The organism is Mycoplasma miroungigenitalium (genome assembly GCF_013008635.1).
In the GTDB taxonomy this organism is placed as follows: domain Bacteria; phylum Bacillota_I; class Bacilli_A; order Mycoplasmatales; family Metamycoplasmataceae; genus Mycoplasmopsis; species Mycoplasmopsis miroungigenitalium.
In genome coordinates, this window is sequence record NZ_CP053096.1 from 750,110 (window position 1) to 775,565 (window position 25,456).

Sequence of the window (25,456 nt, forward strand, 5' to 3'; positions counted from 1 at the left end):
GTTCTACATACCTAAGTAGGAATAAGAGTGGTCTGAGTTTGTCTTATTGATGAGTTAACGCCTTTTAAGACTTTATAAAGACCAGTAGTATCCCCACCAATTTCAACCGTAATGCCTTTAATTCTGTTAGCTATAAGCTCTCCTTTCTTTGGATTTTGGCATAAAAAAAACACCTACCATTAAGTAGAGCCAAAAAATATTTAATATTCAGCTAGTTAGACTGTTATTAATTTAATAATCATTGAATTTTGGCTATTTATTGGATTAAAAAATAACGAATTACTCTGTTAATAGAGTATATTCGTTATTTTGCATCTTTTTTATTTTTATCTTTTATCATAAATTTATAGTATGCTTTTTCAATCTCATCATCAGAAAAACCAAAATTCATTTTAAGCTGTTTAATATAATTCATCATCATAAATTGAAACTGAATTTCATCTGATTCGAAATCTTCATCTGTATATGAAAGAGAATAACCAATACAACAAAACACTATATCCATAATTAACAATTTTCTTGGCAATATTTTAGGTATTCTTTTTAATTTCTCCAATGTTTCTTGTGTTGTTGTAACAATTCTTTTTCTTCTGGTTATTTTTACATTCATTTTAAGAAAATCAATATTATATTCTTCATCGTTAAAATTAATTAGTTCTTTATATTCAAAATATAATAGTCTTTTGTTTTTTAATTTTGCTCAATATAAGATATTAAAAATAAATAAGGGAATGATTATTATAAATCCTATAAAACTAAATATATTTACCAAATCTAAAAAAATGTCAAATTTTTTTAATCAATTGTAAATATCTGATTTCCAAATTTTAAAATCCGAATAGAAACTGAACTTTTGTATTGTATAGGTTAAACTTATTATAAATAGTATAAGCATCCAGACGAATCAAATTGTCGAAAAAGATAGATAAAATTTCATTCTATTTTTTCGCGATTTTAAATAAGTGCTTTTATGCAGCGTATTGAGAATTATTGAATTAAACAGCAGAACAATAATGGGTACGACTATATATATAATAAACATTGATATGTATAATGATGTGTATAAAATTTCATACATTTCCCCCCCTTTTATGTGCTTTCTTTTTTTTGCAAATCAATTATATTAAAAAACAAAAGTATTTCAAGTTATCTAGCCACCCAGATATTGTTAGTTAACTCTGATACGCGGTTTAAATGAATTTAAATATGCAAACTTTTTTATTTAAAATGTTTTTATCTATTGATTAGATAATAATACACATGTGCTTTTTTCATTGTTTGTAGGGTTCGTTTTATATTAAAAAGTTCAAGCTACACACAACCAAATTTATCTTTTTGTGTACGCTTGAACTTTAAATTGAGGACCTTAGGCACACCTAAGATATTTAATATATTTTTTTTGAAAGGTCATCAATAGCAGAATCTAGATTTTCATAAAGGCCTTCTTGAATTAACTGGTTAACAACAGCCGAACAAATAAACTCGATATTTTTTTCGGGTGCATTTATTCCGTAGAAATAAAAGCAATCGGCTTTAGCCAAATAATGATTCAAAACATTGAAGGAGATATTTTTCTTGATACTCATTGAATGATAAAAATTAAAATCTTTTTTTCATTCGACATTCAAAACTTTCTGATTCGCTTCCTCATATTGTTTTGTTATTGGATCTAATCATCTAATTTGGAAATCTGAATTATTGAAATTTAAATCCTTTTCAATTGATATATTTTTAATACTATTTCAATCAATTTTGTGATTAATTTTCATTTGTGAAATTAAAATTCCCATTGTTACTAAACCAATAATTGATGTTGCAGCCGTAAATATTATTGCAGCTATAACGCTCATTTTATTTTTGATTCAAAATTCTTCAGATTCTAGAAATAACGATCCGATTAAATAAAGTATTGATGTAGCTGCCAGACCAACAACACCCACTATCGCGTAATGAATTAAATTTTTAATTTTAGATTTTCTTAATGAGTGAGTAATTAGTTCGTTTTTCTTGAAAAAAGAAAATTTTTTCAAGAAAAAACGCCATAAAATTAACTGGTAAATTATCGGTCAAATGACTAATGCAATTAAAAAAAGGTTCAAATATGATGAAACTTCGAATGAGAAAAAATTAATTGGCATGTTGTCTCCTTATAAATATTCTTTGTTAAATATTTTTAATGCAATATTTTTGGGAACAACTTTTTCCAGTTCCTCAATAGGCGCATTATAAATATTGTTATATGTCTTAAAATATTTTAACAATTTATTTTCATAATTTGGCCCCAAACCTTTAATTCTCTGTAATTTACCTTCTAAAGATGAAATTTTTGCTCTTTTTCTGTGATGGGATTTAGCGAATCTATCAACTTCGACTTGAATTTCCGTTAAGAAATTTTTCAAATCTAGTGGTTGGATTGATCTTATTTGTTCTTGTAAATCAATTAATTTTGATGTTCTGTGATAATCGTTTTTGACTAATCCAATCACGTTAATATTTAGATTCATATCAAATAGAATTTTTTTTGCTTCGTGAATTTGAGCTAACCCACCATCAACAATTACTAAATCAGGCAATACATTATTCTTTAAGTCTTGAAAATATTTATGGACACTTAATTTCATGTATTCTACATCAGCTTGACGACTCGAAATTTCTGTGTGGTTGAATTTTCGATAGTAGAATTTATTTTTAAGTCCATTTGTGTAAACAACAGCAACTCCGACAGGATTAGTATTGGCAAAGTTTGAATTATCGAATGCAACAATGTTGTGTGGAATTTGGTCATCTGTATATTTAGATAGTAATTTAAGCATGTTAAATGCTTTTTTCTCGGCGTTGATAAAATATTTGTTTTGATTAGCACAAAATTCGTCTAAGTTTAACTGAGCTATATTCAGTATTTTTTTGTAGTTGCCAATTTTTGGATATGTAAAATTCAACGAACACTCATTCTCTAGATTAAACTGCTCCAATTCGGGATTGACCACAATAGATTCTGGAACGTGTTTATTCAAATAATATTTTCTGAAAAAATTTGACAATGTTTCGAATTCATCAATATACATATCTATAACAATATTGTCTTTTCCAATTAAATTTCCATGTCTATAAAATAATATTGTTGCGTATAGTGTGTCTTGAATTATTTTGTAACAGAAGACATCAATGTTTTGAAAATTTTTTAATTCAATAATTTGATCCTGCCCGATTTTGTCTAAATATTGTAAAGAGTTTTTAATATCTAAAGCTATTTCAAATTGAAGATTGGCGCTTGCAGTAAACATTTTTTCTTTTAACTGCGCAATATATTTCTGTTGAAAAGTAATGATTGATTTAATATGATTGAATTTTTGTTTTCAGAATTCAATATCTTTAGTTTGAATTCGTAAACCGTTTTCAAAAAAAGCTTCTCTTTGAAGTAATTTAAGAATTACGCCCGCACCATATCCCTGGGGAAATGGACCGAAATAAATAAGGTTAGAATTTTCTTTCTTTTTAATCTTGCGAACTATAGATATATCCAAGTCATGAGGTTTCAATTCAATTTTAATATAAGGGTATCTTTTATCATCGAGTAGAAGGATATTATATTCAGGATTATATTTTTCTATATACTGTTTTTCAAGTAATAAGGCTTCCTTATCATTTCGACAAATAAATAAATCAAAATCACTAATGCGTTCAACTAAAGCATTAGTTTTGTATGAATTAATTGCACCTTCAAAGTACTGATGCATTCTTCTATTCAAATTTTTAGCCTTGCCCACATAAATAATTTGATTATCCTTGTCTTTTCATAAATAAATTCCGGCTGCTTTAGGCACATTTGATAAACGGTTTTTTAAATATTCTGTCATTAGTCTAAGTTTTCTTCTATAAAATCAATCATTATTTCTCTCGGATAATATCCACTACCCGACCTTTTGACCTTATTATTAAATATTATTAAGAATGTTGGGACCTGTAACACACGGAATGGGCTATTTATTTCGGTTAATAATTTTGATTCATCGATATCTACATGTAAAAATTGCACTGATTTTTCGTTTTGAAAATGCTTTCTAACTATTTTATATTCTTCGGACATAACCATACAATTTCAATCCTGATGGCGTGTAAAAATAACAAAGAAAGTGACGTTAGTGTTTTCCTTGTTTGTTATTAACTTTAATGCATCTTCTCATGGTGTTATTTTCATGTTATTCCTATTCAAACGGATTTATTCATGTACCGTCATCTTCATCTTCAAGCAATATTTGCTGAGTTTTTTCGAGTTGTTCATTAGGTGTTAATGGCATTTCAAATGTTGAAGTGTCAAAAATAAATCCTTCTTGTGGTCCTCAAATCCGATTATTTTTGTTTAATTCGTCTTTATCGATTTTTGAGATTAGAGTTGTGTTGGTTCCTATTTCAGCAGTATCAATTGTTATAAAACCTATTTTTTTATCAATATTTTTTGCTTCTTTGGTTGATTCTTCTTCTGGTTGCTTTAATTCTTCTGTATCTTCAAGCAATACAAAACTTGGCTTGTTAACTACCTTTGTTTCCTTGGACGCATCAATGCTGTTATTAATTAAGTTATCACTTACTGTTTTGTTTTCACTATTAATATTTAATTCAATAGAGTTTGTTTGAGTAGCTCCTTTTGCATCAATATTAGTTAATACTGTTTGGTTTTGTAATTCGTCTGTGTCAACACTTCTTAATTCAATTGTTTTATCAATTATTAATTCTTCATGTTCGTCATTGTTTTCATCAAAAATACATGATCTATCGTGTTCTTGTAAATTTTCATTTTCAGTAGTATTTACAATGGTATACGTTGAATCGTCATTGGTTATTACAGTATTATTCACTTCTGTAAAATTACCTTCATTTAAGTTAATATCAGTAATATTTTCGGTTGTAGGTATTTCGTTTAACACGGTTTGTTGAATTGTGTTTGTGTTTTGTGAAAGATTATCTGTTTCATGACATACTGTTTCGTTGCCCATATCAATTTGAGCTGAATTTTCAGATTGAACAACATTTATTTCTTCATTTAGTGTTTCTGGATTTTCTATATTATCTTGAATTTGCTGATTTATCAATTTTTCGTTTATAAATTTCTCAAATTTTTCTTCATCAGTTTCAATTTTTGCTTTACTTGAGTTAGGGTTTACAAAATATTCTGAAGTTAAAGGGTTTGCGGCTATGTCAGCTATATTCTTTTTAACTAATTTAATAAGTTTGTTAAAGCTCAATGAATCGGGGTTGATTTCTAATGTTTTAGCTGCTGCTAGTAAAAATGAAAAATAGCGTTTCACTTCAGGCGTGTAATAAAAGACTGAATTTGGTTTCTTAAGATAATTGCGAACTTTGAATATATCATTATTGCCCAATAAGTATTTAAAATATTCTTTCGGATTTAATAGTAATAAATAAATTCATGATAATAAAACTAATATAACTAATAATGTTGCAATTATTCATGGTCCTAAACATATGCAATGTAATACATTAAGAATTGTATCCCCGAATACTCCTATATTATGAGTAGCATTAGGTAAATTTAGTTCTTTATTAACTTGAGTGAATGAGTAATATCAACCCTGTATGAATATATTTTTCATATCATCTGTCGTGTAGAGAGTTAAACTAGAAATACTTCGTTGTGATAACAATGCTCAATGATAAATTATTGCAACAACTAAAAGAGTTATTCACACAAACATTTTTAATCTTTTACGAATTATTCAATAATCAACTTTGGAATGAGTGCGTAACCAAAAACAGTAATATTTTTTCATAGAAGCTTCAGTCCAATTGATAATTAATGAAATTATTAGTCCAACCATAAAAAAGATAATTAAATCCCCGAAGGATAAACCAATTGTATATAGATATGCTTTTTTAAAGAAACTATTTACGTTTGTGTTTCCGAATATACTGTCACTGTATTGAACTAGTACAAATGATGTGGTAACTAACACCAACAATAAAAATTTTAAAAATTCAAGACCGATATTCAAGGTTTTGGTGGCGATAATTTCATTCTTTGTTTTGCGCTCTAATTTTGCAAAATATGGTTTTGGAGTAGGTTTAAAAGTGCTTCTATTTATATTCATAATTTAAATTATAACCATTTAATAATATTTATATATTAATAAGTAAATAATTTAAATCATTGAATACGATTATACTGATTACGAATTACACTGTAATTTGTGTATATTAGTAAAAAAAAGACGCTATTTTGCGTCTAAAAGCATTTTGATTTCAACATCATAGATTGGTCCATTGTCTGTTCAAGGTGTTTCTAAAATTATTGGTATGTTATCGAAATCTTTATCGTGAACAAATCTAGACAATGTTTGCAACCCAATATGCCCTTTATCTATATTTGCGTGTCGATCTTTATGTGAGTTAAGTCCATTCAATGAATCATTTAAGTGGATAACTTTAATATGTTTTAATAGGTTGAATTTAACCAATTCAGATTTGAAATCTTCATAATTTTTTATATTATAACCCGCATCTCAAATATGACATGTATCAAGACACAGTTGGATTCTTTCATTATTTAATTTATTTATTACGTATTTTATTTGTTCGAAGTTTTTACATACTTCAGTACCCTTACCCGACATTGTTTCCAAACAAATAATTACGTTTTCGGTGGCATCTATAACTTTTTGCAAATTATTACATAAAGTTTCAATAGAAACATCTACATCAAAAGTTGTGTGTGCACCTGGGTGTAAAACGAGATATTTAGCACCAATGTAGTCAACTCTTTTGATTTCTTCAATTAGAAATTGAACAGCAAAATCACCTTTTTCTGGCGAAGCCATATTTATTATGTATGGAGCATGTACCACTACATCATCAGGTTTTATTATATTTGAGTATTGTTCAATATATTCATCAAGTTTGTATTGTTCTTTTGAAATCCGTCTTGTGCTTTGGGGTGGACCAACATAAATCATCATACAATTTGCACCGTTATTAATACTTGTTTCGGCTGAATCAACTAAATAATTTGGTGCTTTAAACTGAACGTGTGAACCTAATTTAATCATAATTGCTACTCCTTTTAATTTTCCTTATTTTATCAATAAATATTAGTTTGAAATTGATAAATAATTAATCTTTATTCTATGTTTTTGTTATTTATTTATTTATTTATTTATTCGTTTTTTCAAAAAATCTTGTTTAACTTAGCATTATCGCGTTTGATCATCAAAATCAAATAAAAAAATATTATTTCCACAAAATATATGTTTTTTTCATATTTTTTGTTCTTTTAACATGAGGTTCTACCAAAAAAAGATATCATAAATTCGGAAACAAAAAAAAGGAGAAAAAATGAAACTAAAATTTAAGAAACTTTTATTAAATTTAGGTTTGCTAAGTGGAGTTACAACTATTGCTATTTCAGCGCAATGTAATACACCAAAACAAATCAATGGAGGAAAAGAAGTTATTCCTCCAGATAAACCTGTCAAACCAAACAAACCAATAAATAACGGGGAAACCACTGGAGAAACTAATGAATTAGACAAATTTGTTCAAGATTTTGAGACAAATTTAGAAATAAATAAAGAAAACTCTGGAGAATTCTATGAATCGGTATCTAGAGGAGACGATTTTTACTATGATAGAGTAAAAAAAGTTATCATTAGCGTTCCAAAAGGAACTTTCCCTAATTGAACGCAAGAAAAATATAGTCCGTTGTTAGATTTCGGAGAATTCACTAACGATATTGAAGCAAAGAATATTCAATTGGCCAACCCAGATAATCCAACTTACAAATCCTCAGATGGAAGTAACAAGATTAGTTCTAAAATTAAGTTGTCTGTTAATGAATCTAATGACATTGTTGTTAGTTTCAAATTAGCTAAATATTTTAAGGATGGAAATCACATTTTCAGTTCAGAAATTTGCACGAAAACATTAGGTAAAATATTATCTAAAGAACTTGTTGAAAAAATGAAAAAACTAACAGAAGCAGAAGAAAATACTACATTCACTTATCCAGATGCCGAGAATGTTTTGCTTAGTGATGCTGATGAAAGTAAAATTGTTAAAATCATACCCGATGGTTATGAATTGGCGGAATTTAAAGCGGTGAAAAACGATGAAGACCAGTATTATGATTACACAATAATATTTAAATTGAAAATTTCAGGCACTGACATCGTGTCGCCCAAAAATGTGTCTAAAACCATTAAAAATTTTAAGAAAAGCCCAAGAATATTAGAACTAGAGTCAAAAGCCAAATCAGAAATAGAAAATTCTATTGCTAAATTAGAAATTAAATTTGCTAATATAAAAGCATACAATATTGTTGTTAAAACATTTGACCAAAATACACAATTAACAGAGTCTAACGGAATATTTGATTACAATAATAAACCTAATTTTGTAGTGAATAATTCTGATGATAAAGTTTATAAATATGAATTAAAAAACCTTCGTAGAAGCAACGACGAAATGTTTGTGACAGTTAAAGCTTCATCGATTGTGAATAATTCTATTTACGTAGAAAAAGAAGCAAAGATTAAACCGGATTTCCAACGTGGAATAAATCCCTACAATATGACCACTGAACAACAACATGAATACCTTACTAACGAATTAAATAAAATTGAATTTGTAAATCCATTTTTCAGCAAAGATAGAACTTATATCAATAAATCAATGAATCAAAAACTAAATAATAAGTCATTTTGATTAGATACTAAGAATAATGATTTACTATATGAATTTGGAAACTTATCGGTTGAAAAAAATGAAGAAACTAACGATAAAACATTTTATATTGAACTATCATTAAGTTTCCAAGATTATGTTCCAACCGAAGCAAAACCACGCCAAAAATTAAACAAAAAAATTAAAATTAATTTAGATGAGTTAGGTGTAGACAAATTAAATAAAATCAATCTTGCAAAAAACAAACAAGCTATTCAAGATATTGAAGCTCCTACTGCTACGGTTGACATTAATTATGAACCCGAAATTAAATCTGAATATTACGTTGACAATGAAGCTCAAAAACTAGAGCCAAAATCGTTATCAGTCAAAGCAAATATCCTACCAATTTATAAACATTTTAATGAATCTGGAAACGACACAATTTATGTTGACGATCAAGAAACATATGATAATTTATTAAGCAATTCTGCAAACAAAGTTTTATGAGAAATATATAAATTTGATGAAAATAATAATTTAACTTCAAATAATGTATTTTTTAAAAACACTCCATATTTAGTGAATAATAAATACATTCAATTTACAGCATTTGCTTTCACTGATTTTAGAAATGAAAATGGGATTTTAACTGCCAAAATGGTTATTTGTGAAAAGAATAATGCTGCTAACAATACCATGAAAGCCGCTTATAATGAAAACAGAGTCGGAATAGTAAGAGTTAAAATTTTGTCTCCTAATAAAAACAAATCAGACGTTAAAACGGAAGCTAAAAAAGCAAAACTTTACTTAGATTTTACTAATTTATACAAAAATAAAACTGTTAAGTTTACATTTAAAAACATCCAAAATTACACCGTAGAACAAATAAAAGATAATAAAGAATTATTAAAGCAAAATGTTAACGTTCAAGGTCTGCATGATGAATGAGAAATAATTGATTATGATGATCTAAGAACGAATTCAAAAAAACCTGGTCACTTGTTCTTTAAATGTTCAATCAGAATTAAAGGCAGCGCAATAAGTACCTTTACAAAATTTGTTGAATTAGAAGGATTTAAAACTGCATAATATTATGTAATTTAAGGCACCTAAATTAGGTGCTTTTTTCATTGAATTTATAAGATAAAAACTTAATTTTATAAATTTTAACTCCTTAATTAACTTTGAAATTTTTTAAAAAAATCAATAATTTAGTTAATTTTTCCAAATTTTCTAACTCAGTACATTAAAATTGTTTTTTCTCTAAATGAATTATAATTCAGTATTTTTCGTAAAAATAAAATTAGCGCAAAAATGCGCTAAGAAAAAATACAAATCTACTTACTTTAAATTTTTAAAGTGATACAATATTAATATATTTGCTAATTACGCCTTACACATAATCTTAAAGTAAGTTTGCAGTAGTATTATATCACATTAACAAAGGAGTTTTTATGGAAGAAAAAGTTACAAAAAAATACGTTAACAAATACCCATACAAAGTAACCGAATTTGGTGCGGGGACTAAACGTAGAGATTATTCAGTAACCAAACATATTTATGAAGTTCAAGACTTTTTGAAAACATCAAAAGAGTCTTTTGAATGATTTAAAAAATCTGGTATTGAAGAAGCTATTAGAGAACATTACCCAATTTCATCATCGAACAAAGGAGTAACACTTGAATACATTCACAATAGTGCTACTTTAGAAATCCCAGCCAAGGAATATGATGAAGTTACGAAAGCGAAAGTAAAAGGAACAAACTATGCAGGTAAATTGTATGGTAAGTTTAAAGCTATAACCACATCGGATGGTTTGGTTAAGGAAGACACTGTATTTTTAGGTGAAATCCCATTAATGACCTCTGGTGGTAGTTTTATCATCAATGGTAGTGAAAAAGTTATCGTTAGTCAGTTAATACGTTCGCCTGGGGCATATTTTGGTCGTGGTGTTCGTAATAAACAATCAGATGACTTATTTAACAAAGTTGAAATCTTGCCTCGTGTAGGTTCATGAGTTGAAATTTCGCACAAAGTTACGTCAAAAAACCCTGACAGTGTAAAAATTAAAATTGATAAAAACAAAAACGTCAATATTATTACATTTTTAGGTGCGCTTGGTTTAACTCACGAAGATATTTATGATTTATTCGGGAAATCGGATGTTTTAGAAGAATCTATTAAAAAAGACAAGAAATTAACAACTGACTTATCACACGAAGAAGTTATCAAAAATTGTCAAGACGATTTATTTAGAACTATCAGAAAAGGAGATCGTGTTTCTGATGAATCTATTTCTAACTTAATCCCAGGACTTTTATTCCACAAAAAACACTATAATTTAAGTCAAACTGGCCGTTATATGTTAAACATTAAGTTAAATTTAGTTGACCGTATTTCGGGAACTATTTTGGCACAACCGCTAACAATCCAAAACAAAGACGGTGAAGAAATTAATTTAGAGATTGGTGAAACAATTACTCACAAATTGGCTGTATTAATTCAGTGAAACTTCAATAACGGTAAATTACCTTCAGAAAAACTTAAATGTATTAAACCTGAAGTTGTTTATGCTAAATTACTTAACGATCCTGCCAATTCATCATTGAAAAGAAGAGATAAAATAATTTCTATTAAAGTTTATCCAAGTAAGAAATGAATGGAAAAAGGAAAAGAACCAGTTAGAGTTATTGGTACTGATCCTAAAGCGGTCGAAACTCATTTGGTTGTTTCAGACCTAATTGCTACAATTAACTACTACTTTAATTTACTTGATGGTATTGGTCAAGATGATGATCCAGATGCATTAACAAACAAACGTATTGTTTCGTTAGGTGAATTAGTTCAAAATAACTTAAAAGTTGGTCTATCTAAATTGGAAAAAACAACTCGTGAAAGAATGGGTGCTAAAGAACCCGACAAAGTTAGTCCTAAAAATGTTACAAACAACAAGCTAATTTCTAACCAAATGAAAACATTCTTTAACTCATCAAAACTTTCACAATTTATGGACCAAATTAACCCTCTTGCTGAAATATCAAATGAAAGACGTATCACTTCTTTAGGACCCGGAGGTCTTAATCGTGATACTGCTCAATTTGAGGTTCGTGATGTTCATGCAACTCACTACGGAAGAATTTGTCCTATTGAAACTCCTGAAGGACCAAACATTGGTTTGATTCTAAACTTCGCCACATATGCTAAAGTAAATGAATTCGGTTTTTTAGAAACTCCATATTTTAGAGTTGATAATGGTATTGTCGACTATTCTGAACCTGTTTACTTAACAGCAGCTGATGAAATGGGTTACAAAATTGCCCAATCAACTGTTAAGGTTGATGAAAATAATAGAATTATCGACCCTCAATTAACAATTCGTCACAACTACACATATCAAATTGGTACTGCTGATGAAATTGATTTTATTGAAGTTGCTCCAAACCAAATGGTTTCTGTTGCTGCTGGATGTATTCCTTTCCTTGAAAATGATGATGCCAACCGTGCACTTATGGGTGCCAACATGCAACGTCAAGCAGTACCTTTATTAGAAACTGAAGCCCCATTTGTTGCTACTGGTATTGAAGCTGAAATCGCTAAATACTCTTCAGGTAACTTCGTTGCCCGTAACGATGGTATTGTTGAATTTGTTGATGGCAAGAAAATTAAAATTAGAAATGATAAAAAAGGCATTGATACATATAACCTTAAAAACTTCCAACGTTCTAACCAAGATACAGTTGTTCACCAAAAACCACTTGTAAGAGAAGGTCAAGAAGTTAAAAAAGGAGATTTATTGGTTGATGGCTCATCATTTAAAGATGGTGAATTAGCACTAGGTAAAAACGTTTTAGTTGCATTCACAACTTATAATGGATATAACTATGAAGATGCTGTCATTTTAAATGAAAGATTAGTTAAAGATGATGTCTTTACATCAATTCATATTGAAGAACAAACAGTTCAATTTAGAACCTCAAAAGCTGGTGATGATGAATTAACTGCTGATATTCCAAATGTGTCGAAATTCTCAACTCGTCACTTGGATGAACATGGTGTTGTTCGTGTTGGCAGCGATGTTGCCCCCGGTGATGTTTTAGTTGGTAGAGTTAGTCCTAAAGGGGATGATAACCCAACACAAGAAGAAAAATTATTGTTAGCAGTTCTTCAACAACGTCAACAAGCAGTTAAGGATACTTCATTAAAAGTTAAAAATGGACATGGTGGTACTGTTATAGGTGTTGAAATTTTAAGTCGTGAAAATAAAGACCAATTAGAAGACGGTATTGATAAAATTGTTAAAGTTTCAATTGCGGTTAAACGTAAAATCAAAGTCGGTGATAAAATGAGTGGACGTCATGGTAATAAAGGTGTCGTTTCAATCGTTTTACCTGAAGAAGATATGCCACACTTAGAAGATGGAACACCAGTAGATGTTATGTTAAACCCACAAGGGGTTCCATCTCGTATGAATATTGGTCAAGTACTAGAAATTCACTTAGGGATGGCGGCTAGAAGCTTAAAAACAAAATTTGTTACCCGTGTATTTGATGGTATTAAAAAAGAAGAAATTTATGATGTTATTGAAGAAGCAGGGTTACCCGCAACTGGTAAACAAACCTTAATCAATCCGATAACAGGTGAAAAATTTGATAATCCAGTTTCAGTTGGTGTTATGTATATGTTGAAACTTAACCACATGGTTGACGATAAAATGCACGCTCGTAGTGTTGGACCATACTCACTTATTACCCAACAACCTCTTGGAGGTAAATCGCAAAATGGTGGGCAAAGATTTGGTGAAATGGAAACATGAGCTATTGAATCTTATGGTGCAACTAATATTCTTCAAGAAATATTGACATATAAATCGGATGATATTAATGGCAGAAACCAACTTTATGCCGCATTAGCATCTGGTAGAGAATTACCAAAACCTGGAGTTCCAGAATCATTCAATGTGCTTAAATACGAATTAAGAGGTTTAGGCATGAAATTAGATATTGATCACGTGGAAGTTGATGATGAAGATTTATCAATTCAACACTTCGATTCAAATATAGGAGGTTTTAATGAGTAGATTTCAAAATAAAGATGAAACAAAATTGTTAATCGATAAAATTACTTTATCTTTAGCAACCGATAAAGATGTTACATCTTGATCAAATGGTGAAGTTACAAAACCTGAAACCATTAATTACAAAAGCTACAAACCTGAACGTGATGGTCTATTTGACGAAATTATTTTTGGGCCTACTACTGACTATAAATGTCCAGTATGTAATACAAAATACAAAAGAAGTGACGAAAATACAGACTGTATTCGTACACCAATGTGTGTTAAATACAAACCAAAAATTCTACCTAAAATCACTCGTAGAAGCAGAATGGGACACATCAGTCTTAAAAACCCTGTTGTTCACTTTTGATTCTTTAAAATTGACCACTCAATTATTTCAAAACTTTTAGGTTTAAAAGTTGCTAATTCAAATAGATCAGTAACTAAATCAGAATTAGAAAAATTAATCTACTATAAATCTCACATTGTTTTGGAAGATGGTGGATTGAAAGCGCTTAAAAAGAATGCAATTATTGATATTTCTGATGCCGCTATTGTTTACTATGAAGCATTGAAAGAACTGAAAGAAAAATTTGATCCTAATAGCGAAGATGAATTTGATATTGAAGCTTACGAAATTATTGATGAAGCAATTGAAGACTTAAAAGAACAAGCAACATCAAAAATGGGTCAAGATTATGGTATTGACTTCTATGAATACAATGATATTATTCACGAATATTCTGATGCTCGTATCTCAACTGGTTCAAAAGCAATTGAATACTTACTAGAACATGTTGATCCAAAAGAGGAAGCAGCAAAACTGGAAGAAGAAATTGCTGAAATTAACTTGCAAATTGCTCAAAACCCATCAGCTAATGCTAAAATTCAAGAAAGAGCAAAACTATATAAACGTTTAACTGTAATTAACTCATTTATTAAATCAGGTCAAGATCCTAAATCAATGTTAATTTATAACTTACCTGTTATTCCTGCTGATTTACGTCCATTAGTTCAACTTGATGGTGGTCGTCATTCAACAAGTGATATTAATGAACTTTATCGTCGTATTATTATTAGAAACAATCGTTTGAAAAAATGAGAGGAAACAGATGCTCCAATGTTGATTAAACAAAATGAGTATCGTATGATTCAAGAAGCGGTGGATTCGTTAATTGATAATGCTCGTAAAAAACCTAATCCTGTTGCATCTAAAGATGGGAGACCATTTAAATCCATTTCTGATGCATTAACTGGTAAAAAAGGTCGTTTCCGTCAAAACTTGCTTGGTAAACGTGTTGACTATTCAGGGCGTTCAGTTATTGTTGTCGGTCCAGAACTTAAAATGCACCAAGTTGGTATTCCTAGAGAAATGGCAGCTAAATTATTTGAACCTTGAATTATCAGAGAATTAATCAAATGTGATAAAAACAATATAAATTCAATCAAATCTGGTAAAAAAGCCGTTGAAAACCTAGACCCTATCATTTGACCATATGTGGAAAAAGCGATTGAAGGTCGCCCAGTGCTATTGAACCGTGCGCCTACATTGCACCGTTTAAGTATTCAAGCTTACGAACCAGTTCTAATTAGAGGTAAAGCCATTAAACTTCACCCACTTTCATGTACTCCATTTAACGCGGACTTTGATGGGGACCAAATGGCTGTTCACGTACCAATTAGTCCTGAAGCTACTCGAGAAGCACGCGAATTAATGTTAGCTTCTAAAAACATTTTAGGGCCTAAAGATGGTGAGCCTATTATCAACCCTGGTCAAGATATGATTTTAGGTTTATACTACTTAACAATGGAAAAAGCCGGCGCAAAAGGCGAAGGTAAATTCTTCTCAACATATGAAGATATGGTTACAGCATATGAAAATAAAGCTGTTAGTGTTCATACTAGAGTTGTTTTACCTATTGAACAAGCCAATAAAAAATGAATCAATGCTTCTGAACAAAATTCTTACATTGTTTCTACAGTTGGTAAATTCATGTTTAACCGTGCATTTCCAAATTCTTTTGAATTCATTTTTGGTAAATTCACAACTCCTGAAGGTAAAGAAATAGTTCACACTTCTGCAAATGGAGACGAATTATCAAGATACTTATTGCCAAAAGGTACAAATTTCCCAGAACATATTGCAAAAATGGACATTAACCTACCTTTATCTAAAAAAGATATTGCCAAAATTGTTCGTAGAGTTTATGACCAATATGTTGGTGTTGTTTGCATGGAAGATTTAGCAGGCGTTTTAAATGAAATAAACAAAGACGAAATTGATAAAATCTTTGAAAAATGTGCTGTATTAAAAGGTTATAATGGTGAACATATCAGTGCCTCACATGCCGAAATTCTAACTAAATTCATTATTGAAGAATTTAACAAAATTCAATATGAAGTTACTATGACTCAAAACAATGAGGATGCTTTATGAACCATTAATGATTACACAAAATTATTAGAAACTGTTTGATTTAAATATACTAATGTTGTCGCTAGTGTTCTTGACAAAATTAAATCATTAGGTTTCCACTTCTCAACAATTTCAGGTACAACTATTGCCGTTAGCGATGTTATTACCTTACCAACAACCAAAGATAAAATTAAAGAAGGTGAAGAATACATCGAAAGATTAAAAGCCTTTTTTGAAGAAGGTATGTTGACAGATGACGAAAGATATTCACTTTCAATCAAAAAATGAGCTGAAATTAAAAATTCTATTGAAGATGAACTGAAACAAGTTACTAAATCTGACCCACATAACCCTCTATTTATGATGTTTACATCTGGAGCGCGTGGTAACTCAAGTAACTTCGTTCAACTAGCTGGTATGCGTGGTTTAATGAACAACAACGTTAAAATCCTTAAAGCCGACGCTGAAAACGAACGTGTCGTTCGTTCAACAGTTGAAATCCCAGTTAAGTCATCATTCCTAGAAGGTCTTACAGCCTACGAATTTTATTCATCAACTCACGGGGCTCGTAAAGGACTAACCGATACTGCTCTTAACACAGCAAAATCAGGTTACTTAACTCGTCGTTTGGTCGATGTTGCTCAAGGTATTGTAGTTCGTGAAGTTGATTGTGGTACTGACTACGGTTTCGTTGTTAAAGATATTAAAGACTCAAAAACCAATACAGTTATTGAATCATTGGCTGAAAGAATTGAAGGTCGCTTTACTAACAAACCTGTTTTAGACCAATTTGGTGAAGTGATTATTGCTGCAAATCAATTAATTACTCCAGAAATTGCAAACAGAATAGTTAAAGCTGGTGTTGAAGCCGTTGAAATTAGATCTGTTTTATCTTGCTACACACGCAATGGTGTATGTAAAAAATGTTATGGTAAAGACCTAGCTTTAAACCGTGTTGTTAACATCGGTGAAGCGGTCGGAGTTGTTGCTGCTCAATCTATTGGTGAGCCTGGTACACAGCTAACCATGCGTACATTCCACACTGGTGGTGTTGCAGGGGTTGAAGATATTACGGGTGGTTTCGGTCGTTTGATGGAACTTATTGACGCCTATGACTCACCATGGGGTAGACCGGCAATTATTGCTCCTGGTTATGGTAAAGTAATTTCTATTACTACTCCAACCGAAATTACAAATAGAAATATTAAAATAATTACTGCTGAAATCTTAAATGATAAAGGCGAAAAAGAAATCTTTGATTTTGAAACCAAAGCTGATCGTAGAATTGTTGTTAAAGAAGGTGATAAATTAATCCCTGGACAAAAACTTGTTGAAGGTCCTATCGTTTTAGGTGATTTATTAAAATACGCTGATACAAGAGCGGTACAAAATTACCTATTAAAAGAAGTTCAAAAACTATATCGTCTACAAGGTATTTCAATTGCAGATAAATATATCGAAATTATTATTCGTCAAATGTTGTCAAAAGTGATGATTACAGATACTGGAGATTCTAAATTCTTCTCAGGTTCTTTAGTGGATATTTTTGCATTCCAAAAAGAATCAGCTCGCTTGTTAGCAGAAGGTAAAAAACCTCCATTTGGAGAAGTTAAAATTAAAGGTGCTAAACAAACTCCTCTTCTTTCTGACTCATTCCTCGCTGCAGCTTCTTACCAAGAAACTCCCAAAATTTTGGTTAACGCTTCAATCGGAGCCCAAACAGATAAATTGGAAGGTCTAAAAGAAAATATTATTCTAGGACACAAAATCCCTGCTGGTACAAATAGCAATTTTGAAGCTAAAGAAAAATACGATATTCGTGACCCAAGATCATACTTTTCAATGAAATACGATCCTCAACACGAAGACATAACAGAAAAATTTGCTACTGTCGACTTAGATTTAGTTAATTCTGACCTAGATGAAATCTTTTCTGAATTAGACGTTCAACAAGTTGAAGATAACTTTACAGAAGACATTGAACACGAATTTGAATAATTAAAATCAAGCATTAATAATCATGCTTGATTTTTTTAATTCAAATTAATAAAACATCAGAAGCAAATTCCGATGTTTTAAATTCTAATTATTTTATATACATTGAGTATACAGCGGTTGAAACTTTGTGGTTTCCACCTTTATCGTATTTGAATAATCTAAATTTAGCTAAGTATCCGTTAGTGTCCTTTACAACTGTAATGAAACCACTACCTTTTGCTGAATTATCTTTTTTATTGAAATATAGAGGTTTATCCGCATTAACTAGCGAAATTTTATCAGGCAATATCATTGTAGCGATTGTAGGTCCTTCTCATGGTTTGCCTGTTGATTTACCTATTGATTTGCCTGTTGATTTACCTATAATTTTAGTTTCGCCTTTAAAAGTATTAATAAATACTTGTTTATTATGATTATGCTCTCCGATATTATCTTCGGTTAGTGGTTCAACGATTGTTAATTTAAATGTTGTTAAATCAATATCAGACATGTCTTGGTATTGTGCTGATGATTTTTTATCAACTGGTTCATCTTTAGCTTTTTTGTTTTCTTCTAACATTGTTACTAGTTGAGTTGTGGTTTTATCTTCATCTTTATTTTTATGTGTTTCTTTTTTGGCACAAGAAGCAGCCATAGCTGGGATTGCTGTCATTGAAGCAGCCACTCCCCCTAGCATTAAGAATAATTTTCTTTTCATATCTCTCCTTATTAATAATATTTAAAAATATTTCGTATATATTTTATTACAAATATTTTAATTATTAAGATTTAGAAGAATTTAACAGTATATTTTGACTCAATTGCGAAAACAATATGGACATTTTCACATAATTTATCTAAAAGTGCCGTAAATTAAGACTCGATAGCATCCATCACGAATGATTGAGTAATCATAGTTTTCTTCATTTAAAAGGTTTTCAACAGTAACTTTCATTGCTCCTGTTCCATGACCCGTGATTATGTCTAGGTAGTCATAATCTTGTTCTTCTGCATACTGTAACGCAAGCAAAATGCGACTAGTTGCTTCTTCTACTGAAAAGCCATGCAAATCAATACTATAAATCATTTCTCTCCTTTTGACATTGTGGACAATAATATGTTCCGCGTTTACTTACTCAATATTTCTGTATTTTGTTATCACATCGATAACAATTTAAATTTTCACGATTATGTACTTTTAATAAATTTTGGTACTCGCCTTTTTTGCCATTAAGCGAAGAATACGATTGAATGCTTGAACCGCCTAATTCAGTTGCGTGTTTCATAATTTGCCCCGCCGATTTTATTAGTTCAATTAATTTTATTTTATTAATTTGATTAGCAGGTGTTGAAGGATGCAATTGACATTCTCATAATGATTCGTTAGCATATATATTTCCTATACCTAAAATTAAATTTTGATCTAATAATATATTTTTGATTGAAACACTTCGTTTTTTAACTTTTTCAAAAAGTCAATCTACATCAATTTCATCAGGAACTTTTCCCAAATCACATAATGGCTTTGTGCTCATTAATTCATTTTTATTTTTAATATGGAAAGTAGCAAAAGCCCTAGCATCATTAAAGTATAAATATCCATTGCTCAAGTTAAAAACAACGTGATCGTGCAGAGTTGGTTTGTGATATTTTTGATAAAAAGCGTATTTACCAGTCATTCGTAAATGGTTTAAAATAAATGATTCATTTTTAAGTTCGATAATAATGTGCTTACCAAGATTATAAATATCTTTAATTGTTTCTCCTTGAACAAAATTTTTAAACTCTTGAGAAGTACAATTTTGAAATAATTTATCTTTATAAATTTCTACTTTATTAATTGTTTGATTACTTATTATTGGGCGAAGAGCGTTAACTACTGTAGTCACTTCTGGCATTTCTGGCATAGTATTACTCCTTTACCTTAGCAAGCATTGTAATGGCGGCGGTTTCGGCACGCAATATTCTTGCTCCTAGCGATATTAATTTAATGTTTTCATTTGTGCTTGCTATTTTCATGATAAATTCAATTTCGTTTTCTTTAAATCCGCCTTCCGGTCCAGCTATCATTACTGAATTAGTTACCAGAAAATTAGTTTGTAATGAATTATCCAATGTTTCTAAAGCAATATAAATTGTGTAGTTTTGGTTTAAATACTCATTAACAATATGTTCTAATTTTTGAGGTTTTGTTATATCGGGAATAATATTTCTAAAGGATTGCTGAGCTGCTTCTTTTATTTTTGTTTGGTACCGTATATATTTTTTATCACTAAAACTAGAATCGATTAATTTGTGATTGCAATATTGAGATATCATAGGAATTATTTTTTTTACACCCAACTCAACACTTTTTTCTAACATTCATTCAAAACGTTCTGGTTTAATTATTGGGGCAGCTAAAATCAAATTATTATTAAATTCATGGTTTATATTAATCTTACGAATGATTCGAGCTAAATTTGTATCAGTTTCAAGTTGGCATTCATAAAATTCACCTTGAAAGTTTATTAAAAAATTGTCTTTGCTAAGACGAGCAACCTTGATATGGTGCAATGTTTGGTCATCTAGTTTAAATGTGTTACCTATTTTTTCATTAACAAAAAATCTATGCATTTTATCTCCTTTAGATTTAAATTTAATTATATAAAAAATAGAACAAAAATAAAGCACAACCAAAGCATATATAGTCATTTTTAAATATTTTTTACTAAAAAATGCAATAAAAAAGGATGCCTTTAAGCACCCAGTAGTTAAAATTCTGGAAGAGGATCAGTGTTATTAGAATTTTCGAATGTTGTATTGATATCATTATCACCAATTAAATTTATTCCGCTTGTAATTTCATTAATTTCATCATCAAGTGAATCAGTTTTTATTGATGTATCTTGTTCAAGTTTATTAACTTTATTATCATTTGATTCAGTTAATATAATGCTAAATTTGAAATATTCGTCACGTGAATCATTTTTCATAACGTTGTCAATTCCCATTTGAGTATCGACCGTTTCATCAATTCCATAATGATTTAAAATTTCTTTTTTTAACGTTAATAAATCACCATACGATGTTGATTTTCCAACTTGAAAATGTAATATGATGCTTCCAAAAGATTGTGGTTTATCAACAAATTGATTTGAATTTGAAACCAAATCCATTGCTTTTTGTATTTGCTGATCACCATTGCATTTTCCAGTGGTGGTTGTTATTTTTCCACCCTTAGATAAAACTTGTTTAATATCGTTAAAATCAATATTTATAAAGCCAGTTGAATTTGCTATTGAGTTAATTAATTCGATTGTGTCACGTACGCAGATGTTTGCTTGTTGGAATGAAGCTGTTAAAGGGAGATTTATATTTTGTTTCATCAGCTTTTCGTTTGATATTACCATGTAAGAATTTACAGAGTCTTTTATTTCTCTAAGGCCATGACTAGCCACAGCGCAAATACGACTTCCCTCCAATTCTTCCATAGGCGTTGTTACGATTGCTAATGTTAATATTCCGTGTTTTTTGGCGTAATCAGCAATCACCGGAGTAGCCCCGGTACCTGTCCCGCCACCTAAACCGGCAACTAAAATTAGTAAATCAGTATTATTAATTATTTTATCTAGCTCTTCCAATGATTCATTGGCACACTGGGCCCCAATTTCTGGGTTACCTCCGGTACCAAGACCTGCTGTATCATTACCTAGTTGAATTTTATTTTCTACTCGGTTTTTAATCAAATCTTGATTATCTGTATTTGCAACAAAGAGTTCAACATTTTCTAGATTTTCATCTACTAGTGAGTTAACCATGTTTCCACCGGCACCACCAATACCAATAACTTTAATTGTAATTTTTTTGGTATTCAAATCCATGTTGACTCCTTTCTAAGCATTTTTAAATAGGCTTATAAATTTTTGAAATACATTTTTGTTTTGTTTAAAATCATCAATATCATTTAATGTTTCAATTAAATTTGTATTTATTTTTTCATCCACCATTAAACAAGCGCCATAGTGACTTGCTGGCAAGATATTTTGTTCGACTGGAATTTGTTCATATGTGCTGACATTATATTGTTTTTCTTTGGCCATTAGATGTTTCAATAAGCCAGCTTGTGAACCTGAAACGACGTATTCAACATATTGTTCTTTATTGTAGTGGATTTGATGCTGTTTTTCGATTTCATCAATGATTTTATGAAGCATTTTTTCACATACTCCGAAAATTATTGATTCAGTCGACGCAGTATCTTGTATCGTTGAATAATATTTTCAATTAGCGATTACTGCTTTAAAATATGCAGAAGCCATATCTTTACTCATATTTAAACTACGTCCGATTTTGTTAAATACTTCATTGAAATTTAACAATTTATTTTCTTTATATAAGACGATACTATTGAAGAATCCGGTGATAGAAATTATATTGAAATTCATTTGTACTAATACCGAATGAGTCTTCTTATTTTGACTAGTTATTAAAGATTGTGATTCTAGTATAATTTGACTTAATTCAATATTTTTACTATTGAATAGGTTCAAAATATTTGTAAAATTAGCATCACTTCTTTTGATTAAAACCAGACTATAGTAAGTAATTAGTTTTTGTCCCAATTTGTTTGCTGGAAAAAAAGCATATTTCTTATTTTCGCTATTATTTAATACTTCAAACATGTATGGAGCATAATTTAATGTGTAATAGTCAAGATTATTTCTAGATGTAGTTAAGTATTCATCGAAGACTGTTTTGTGTTCATTTTCTACTTTTCCGTTTAGTTTTTGTGAATGAGAATTATAGAGAACTTGAACGTCAAACAATGCATCTTGAATTATTAATGAATATTTAATTTTGCTTTTTTTAGTGTTTACGTTTTTATTGATAAAAAGCTTTATTTCATCAATTAAACACACCAAATCAGTAAAATTATTGTTACGTTTCGAAATATTTAGGAGTGTGCTAAAACCCAGTGATGTATTAGTTACAACACTAGCTTGTACGAATTCTTTGTTTATTTGAAAAGTTACTAAAAAATTCTTCATAAGCCACTCCTTTATCTATTTTTAAATATATTTGGTTAAAACTCTTAGTTTAGCGCTTCTTGAGCGCTTGTTTTCAACTAATTCGTTTTTTGATGCGTCAATAACTTTGACTCCGAATTCTTTCTTTTCTAAAATCGGCATTTTAACAGGTAATTTTGATTTTGTTAAATTACCGAAAAATCGTTTAACAATGCGATCTTCTACCGAATGAAATGTAATTATTGCCAAAGATGAATTTGGTTTTAACAATTTTATGCTTTGTTCTAGCATTTTTTGTAACGAACCAAGCTCATTGTTTACCTCGATACGAATAGCTTGAAATATAGCTTTGCAAGGATTTTTGGCCTTTACAATTTTAGCTGGCAAGCTAGATCTGATTACATCAGCAAATTGTAATGTGGTATCAATAGGTCGATTTGCAATGATGGCATTCGCAACTCGCTTAGCAAGCTTAACCTCTGCGTTATCGTGCAAGATTCGACATAGTTCATCCTCATCATAATTATTAATAATGTAATGAGCATCAAGGGTTTGAGTTTGGTCCATTCTCATGTCTAGTTTAGCATCTTTGTTGTAACTAAAACCTCTTTGGCTATTGTCAACTTGTGGTGAAGAAATTCCTAAGTCTGCAATAATGCCATCTACATGATCGATTCCAAGTTTTGCTAATTCGTCAGTAATATTTTGAAAATCTGAATGAATTAGTGTGAAATTATGACCGATTTTGCTTAAACGTTCGCGACTTTTCTCTATCGCAAAAACATCTTTGTCAAAACTGATCAAACGACCTGTGGTAAGTTTTGGCAGAATTATGCTTGAGTGTCCGCCCATTCCTAATGTTAAATCAACGTAAATGCCGTCTGGTTTAACATTGATGGCTTCTATAGTTTCATGCAATAAAACTGAATAATGTTCATGGTGCATTATTTAACTCTTTGCGCCAATGCTTGGGCAGCCATTTCTAAATCTTCAACACTCATTTTTGATTCGTATTCTTCATAAATTTCGGTAGCTCATAATTCAACAGAGTCACCAACGCCAATGAAGACTACATCTTTTTGGATAGCGCCTTTGGTAAGAATAGATTTTGGAATAACGAAACGTGATTGAGAATCAAGTTCAATTTCGTGGGTGTTACCCAACCATCAACGTTTCAATAATCTCGCATTCTTATCATAAAGACTTTGCGAAGTTAAATCCGCGGTTAATTTATCGAATTCTTCAACACTCCGTAATTCAATTACATTTTCCATGCCAATAGTCAAATAAAACTTGCTACCTAACGCATCACGCAATTTTGATGGTAAGGCAATTCTATTTTTTGAATCAACACTTCTTTGATATTGTCCGTACATCCACTTTCCTCCACTATCCACCACAATTTTACATTATTCACGTATGTTATTTAATAAAATTTCAATAATTTTGCAACAAAAAAAATAAAAAAAATAAAAACTCGTTTTTCAGCTAGTTTTTTTATTGAAAAACGAGTTTTTATAAAAAGTGGAATTTTCCATAAAAGTGGAGGATAATTACTTAGTTACTTTGTTCATTAAACCAAAAACGTGTGTAACATCGTGTACTTTTCCTAATATTGTGATGATATCACCGGCTTGCAAGACACTAAAACCATTTGGTAGGATGCTTTGGGCTCCACGTTTTATTAATACGATGCTGACACCTTTTTCGACGAATTTACATTCCTTAATTGTTTTATTAATTAGTGAAGGATTAGTTAGTAAAGAAGTACCCATCACAAACCCATCTCCTAATTCTTGTAAACCTTTTGAATATTTAGCAAAGTTTGGGTTGGCAGCTAAAAGAGCAGTTCTTACTCCCGCTTCTTGTTCGGGACGAATAATTACATTAACTCCGATTTGCTGTAAAACATTAGCGTGACGAGCTGATTTAGCTCTTGCGATAATGTTGTCAACTTTTAATTCAGTCAGAGCAGCGACTATTTCAATATTGTCGTTAGTAGCTACAACAACAATATCCATATCATTAATCCCTAAAGCTTTTAAGGTTTTGGTATCAGCGGCATCTGCGACAACTAATTTATCAACTAAATCAGCAAACATTTTTAGGTTTGCTTCGTCTTTGTCTACTACTAGTAATGAAACCTTCATTGTAAGAAGTTGTCTGATGACTGCTTCTCCGAAACGCCCTGCTCCGATAACGCAGATATTCTGTATAGATTTTCTTGGCATTTTAATCTCCTTGCTTGTGTGAATAAATATTAAGTTTTCTAAATTATAGTTTAAAAATGAATATTTATTGTTTAATGTATTAAAATATGT

General features: G+C 30.2%; 18 protein-coding genes. 3 read left to right on the forward strand and 15 right to left on the reverse strand.

Translation table 4 applies throughout. The annotated features are described in order from the left end of the window. Positions 1-304 precede the first annotated feature (304 nt). The 6 genes from HLA87_RS03335 to HLA87_RS03360 all read right to left on the reverse strand — a co-directional run bounded on the left by HLA87_RS03335 (position 305) and on the right by HLA87_RS03360 (position 7,061). Positions 305-610, reverse strand: a complete 306-nt coding sequence (locus HLA87_RS03335; protein ID WP_171111929.1) for a hypothetical protein — start codon at positions 608-610, stop codon at positions 305-307. A gap of 775 nt (positions 611-1,385) precedes the next feature. Further along, positions 1,386-2,138 carry a hypothetical protein gene (locus HLA87_RS03340; RefSeq protein ID WP_171111931.1) on the reverse strand — a complete coding sequence of 251 codons (753 nt, stop codon included), beginning with the start codon at positions 2,136-2,138 and terminating at the stop codon, positions 1,386-1,388. Between the two features lie 9 nt (positions 2,139-2,147). Continuing rightward, positions 2,148-3,857, reverse strand: a complete 1,710-nt coding sequence (locus HLA87_RS03345; RefSeq protein ID WP_171111933.1) for a GIY-YIG nuclease family protein — start codon at positions 3,855-3,857, stop codon at positions 2,148-2,150. Next, a complete protein-coding gene (locus tag HLA87_RS03350) occupies positions 3,857-4,198 on the reverse strand; it encodes a thioredoxin domain-containing protein (protein WP_171111935.1) in 342 nt (113 codons plus the stop codon). Before HLA87_RS03350 ends, HLA87_RS03345 begins: the two co-directional genes overlap by 1 nt. A gap of 7 nt (positions 4,199-4,205) precedes the next feature. Continuing rightward, a complete protein-coding gene (locus tag HLA87_RS03355) occupies positions 4,206-6,107 on the reverse strand; it encodes a hypothetical protein (protein ID WP_171111937.1) in 1,902 nt (633 codons plus the stop codon). Between the two features lie 123 nt (positions 6,108-6,230). Beyond that, a complete protein-coding gene (locus tag HLA87_RS03360) occupies positions 6,231-7,061 on the reverse strand; it encodes a deoxyribonuclease IV (RefSeq protein ID WP_171111940.1) in 831 nt (276 codons plus the stop codon). 286 nt (positions 7,062-7,347) lie between these two features. On the opposite strand from HLA87_RS03360, the gene HLA87_RS03365 reads away from it, so the two are divergent. From HLA87_RS03365 to rpoC, 3 genes are all read left to right on the forward strand, one after another. After that, positions 7,348-9,765, forward strand: a complete 2,418-nt coding sequence (locus tag HLA87_RS03365) for a hypothetical protein (RefSeq protein WP_171111942.1) — start codon at positions 7,348-7,350, stop codon at positions 9,763-9,765. Between the two features lie 365 nt (positions 9,766-10,130). Then, the gene (gene rpoB, locus HLA87_RS03370; protein ID WP_171111944.1) at positions 10,131-13,754 is read left to right on the forward strand and encodes a DNA-directed RNA polymerase subunit beta; all 3,624 of its coding nucleotides are present in this window, start codon (positions 10,131-10,133) and stop codon (positions 13,752-13,754) included. Beyond that, complete coding sequence (gene rpoC / locus HLA87_RS03375) at positions 13,747-18,147, forward strand: DNA-directed RNA polymerase subunit beta' (protein WP_171111947.1); 4,401 nt, start codon at positions 13,747-13,749, stop codon at positions 18,145-18,147. The genes rpoB and rpoC overlap by 8 nt, the downstream gene beginning before the upstream one ends. Positions 18,148-18,235: 88 nt before the next feature. Here rpoC and HLA87_RS03380 read toward each other — a convergent pair whose 3' ends face one another. From HLA87_RS03380 to HLA87_RS03420, 9 genes are all read right to left on the reverse strand, one after another. Further along, positions 18,236-18,844, reverse strand: coding sequence for a variable surface lipoprotein (locus HLA87_RS03380; RefSeq protein ID WP_171111949.1), 609 nt, complete (start codon positions 18,842-18,844; stop codon positions 18,236-18,238). Between the two features lie 135 nt (positions 18,845-18,979). Continuing rightward, on the reverse strand, positions 18,980-19,213 hold the full coding sequence (locus HLA87_RS03385; RefSeq protein ID WP_171111951.1) for a Smr/MutS family protein: 234 nt from the start codon (positions 19,211-19,213) through the stop codon (positions 18,980-18,982). Further along, the gene (mutM, locus tag HLA87_RS03390; RefSeq protein ID WP_171111953.1) at positions 19,203-20,033 is read right to left on the reverse strand and encodes a bifunctional DNA-formamidopyrimidine glycosylase/DNA-(apurinic or apyrimidinic site) lyase; all 831 of its coding nucleotides are present in this window, start codon (positions 20,031-20,033) and stop codon (positions 19,203-19,205) included. Before mutM ends, HLA87_RS03385 begins: the two co-directional genes overlap by 11 nt. A 4-nt stretch (positions 20,034-20,037) precedes the next feature. Further along, on the reverse strand, positions 20,038-20,742 hold the full coding sequence (locus HLA87_RS03395; protein ID WP_171111955.1) for a 16S rRNA (uracil(1498)-N(3))-methyltransferase: 705 nt from the start codon (positions 20,740-20,742) through the stop codon (positions 20,038-20,040). A 137-nt stretch (positions 20,743-20,879) separates the two neighbouring features. Further along, complete coding sequence (locus tag HLA87_RS03400; RefSeq protein WP_171111957.1) at positions 20,880-21,989, reverse strand: cell division protein FtsZ; 1,110 nt, start codon at positions 21,987-21,989, stop codon at positions 20,880-20,882. Positions 21,990-22,001: 12 nt separating this feature from the next. Then, the gene (locus tag HLA87_RS03405) at positions 22,002-23,156 is read right to left on the reverse strand and encodes an MAG3720 family protein (protein WP_171111958.1); all 1,155 of its coding nucleotides are present in this window, start codon (positions 23,154-23,156) and stop codon (positions 22,002-22,004) included. Between the two features lie 21 nt (positions 23,157-23,177). Next, complete coding sequence (gene rsmH, locus HLA87_RS03410) at positions 23,178-24,080, reverse strand: 16S rRNA (cytosine(1402)-N(4))-methyltransferase RsmH (protein ID WP_171111960.1); 903 nt, start codon at positions 24,078-24,080, stop codon at positions 23,178-23,180. Continuing rightward, positions 24,080-24,511 (reverse strand): division/cell wall cluster transcriptional repressor MraZ, encoded by a 432-nt coding sequence (gene mraZ / locus HLA87_RS03415; RefSeq protein ID WP_171111962.1) that lies wholly within the window; start codon positions 24,509-24,511, stop codon positions 24,080-24,082. Before mraZ ends, rsmH begins: the two co-directional genes overlap by 1 nt. 177 nt (positions 24,512-24,688) lie before the next feature. Further along, positions 24,689-25,366 (reverse strand): potassium channel family protein, encoded by a 678-nt coding sequence (locus HLA87_RS03420; RefSeq protein WP_171111964.1) that lies wholly within the window; start codon positions 25,364-25,366, stop codon positions 24,689-24,691. Positions 25,367-25,456: the final 90 nt, after the last annotated feature.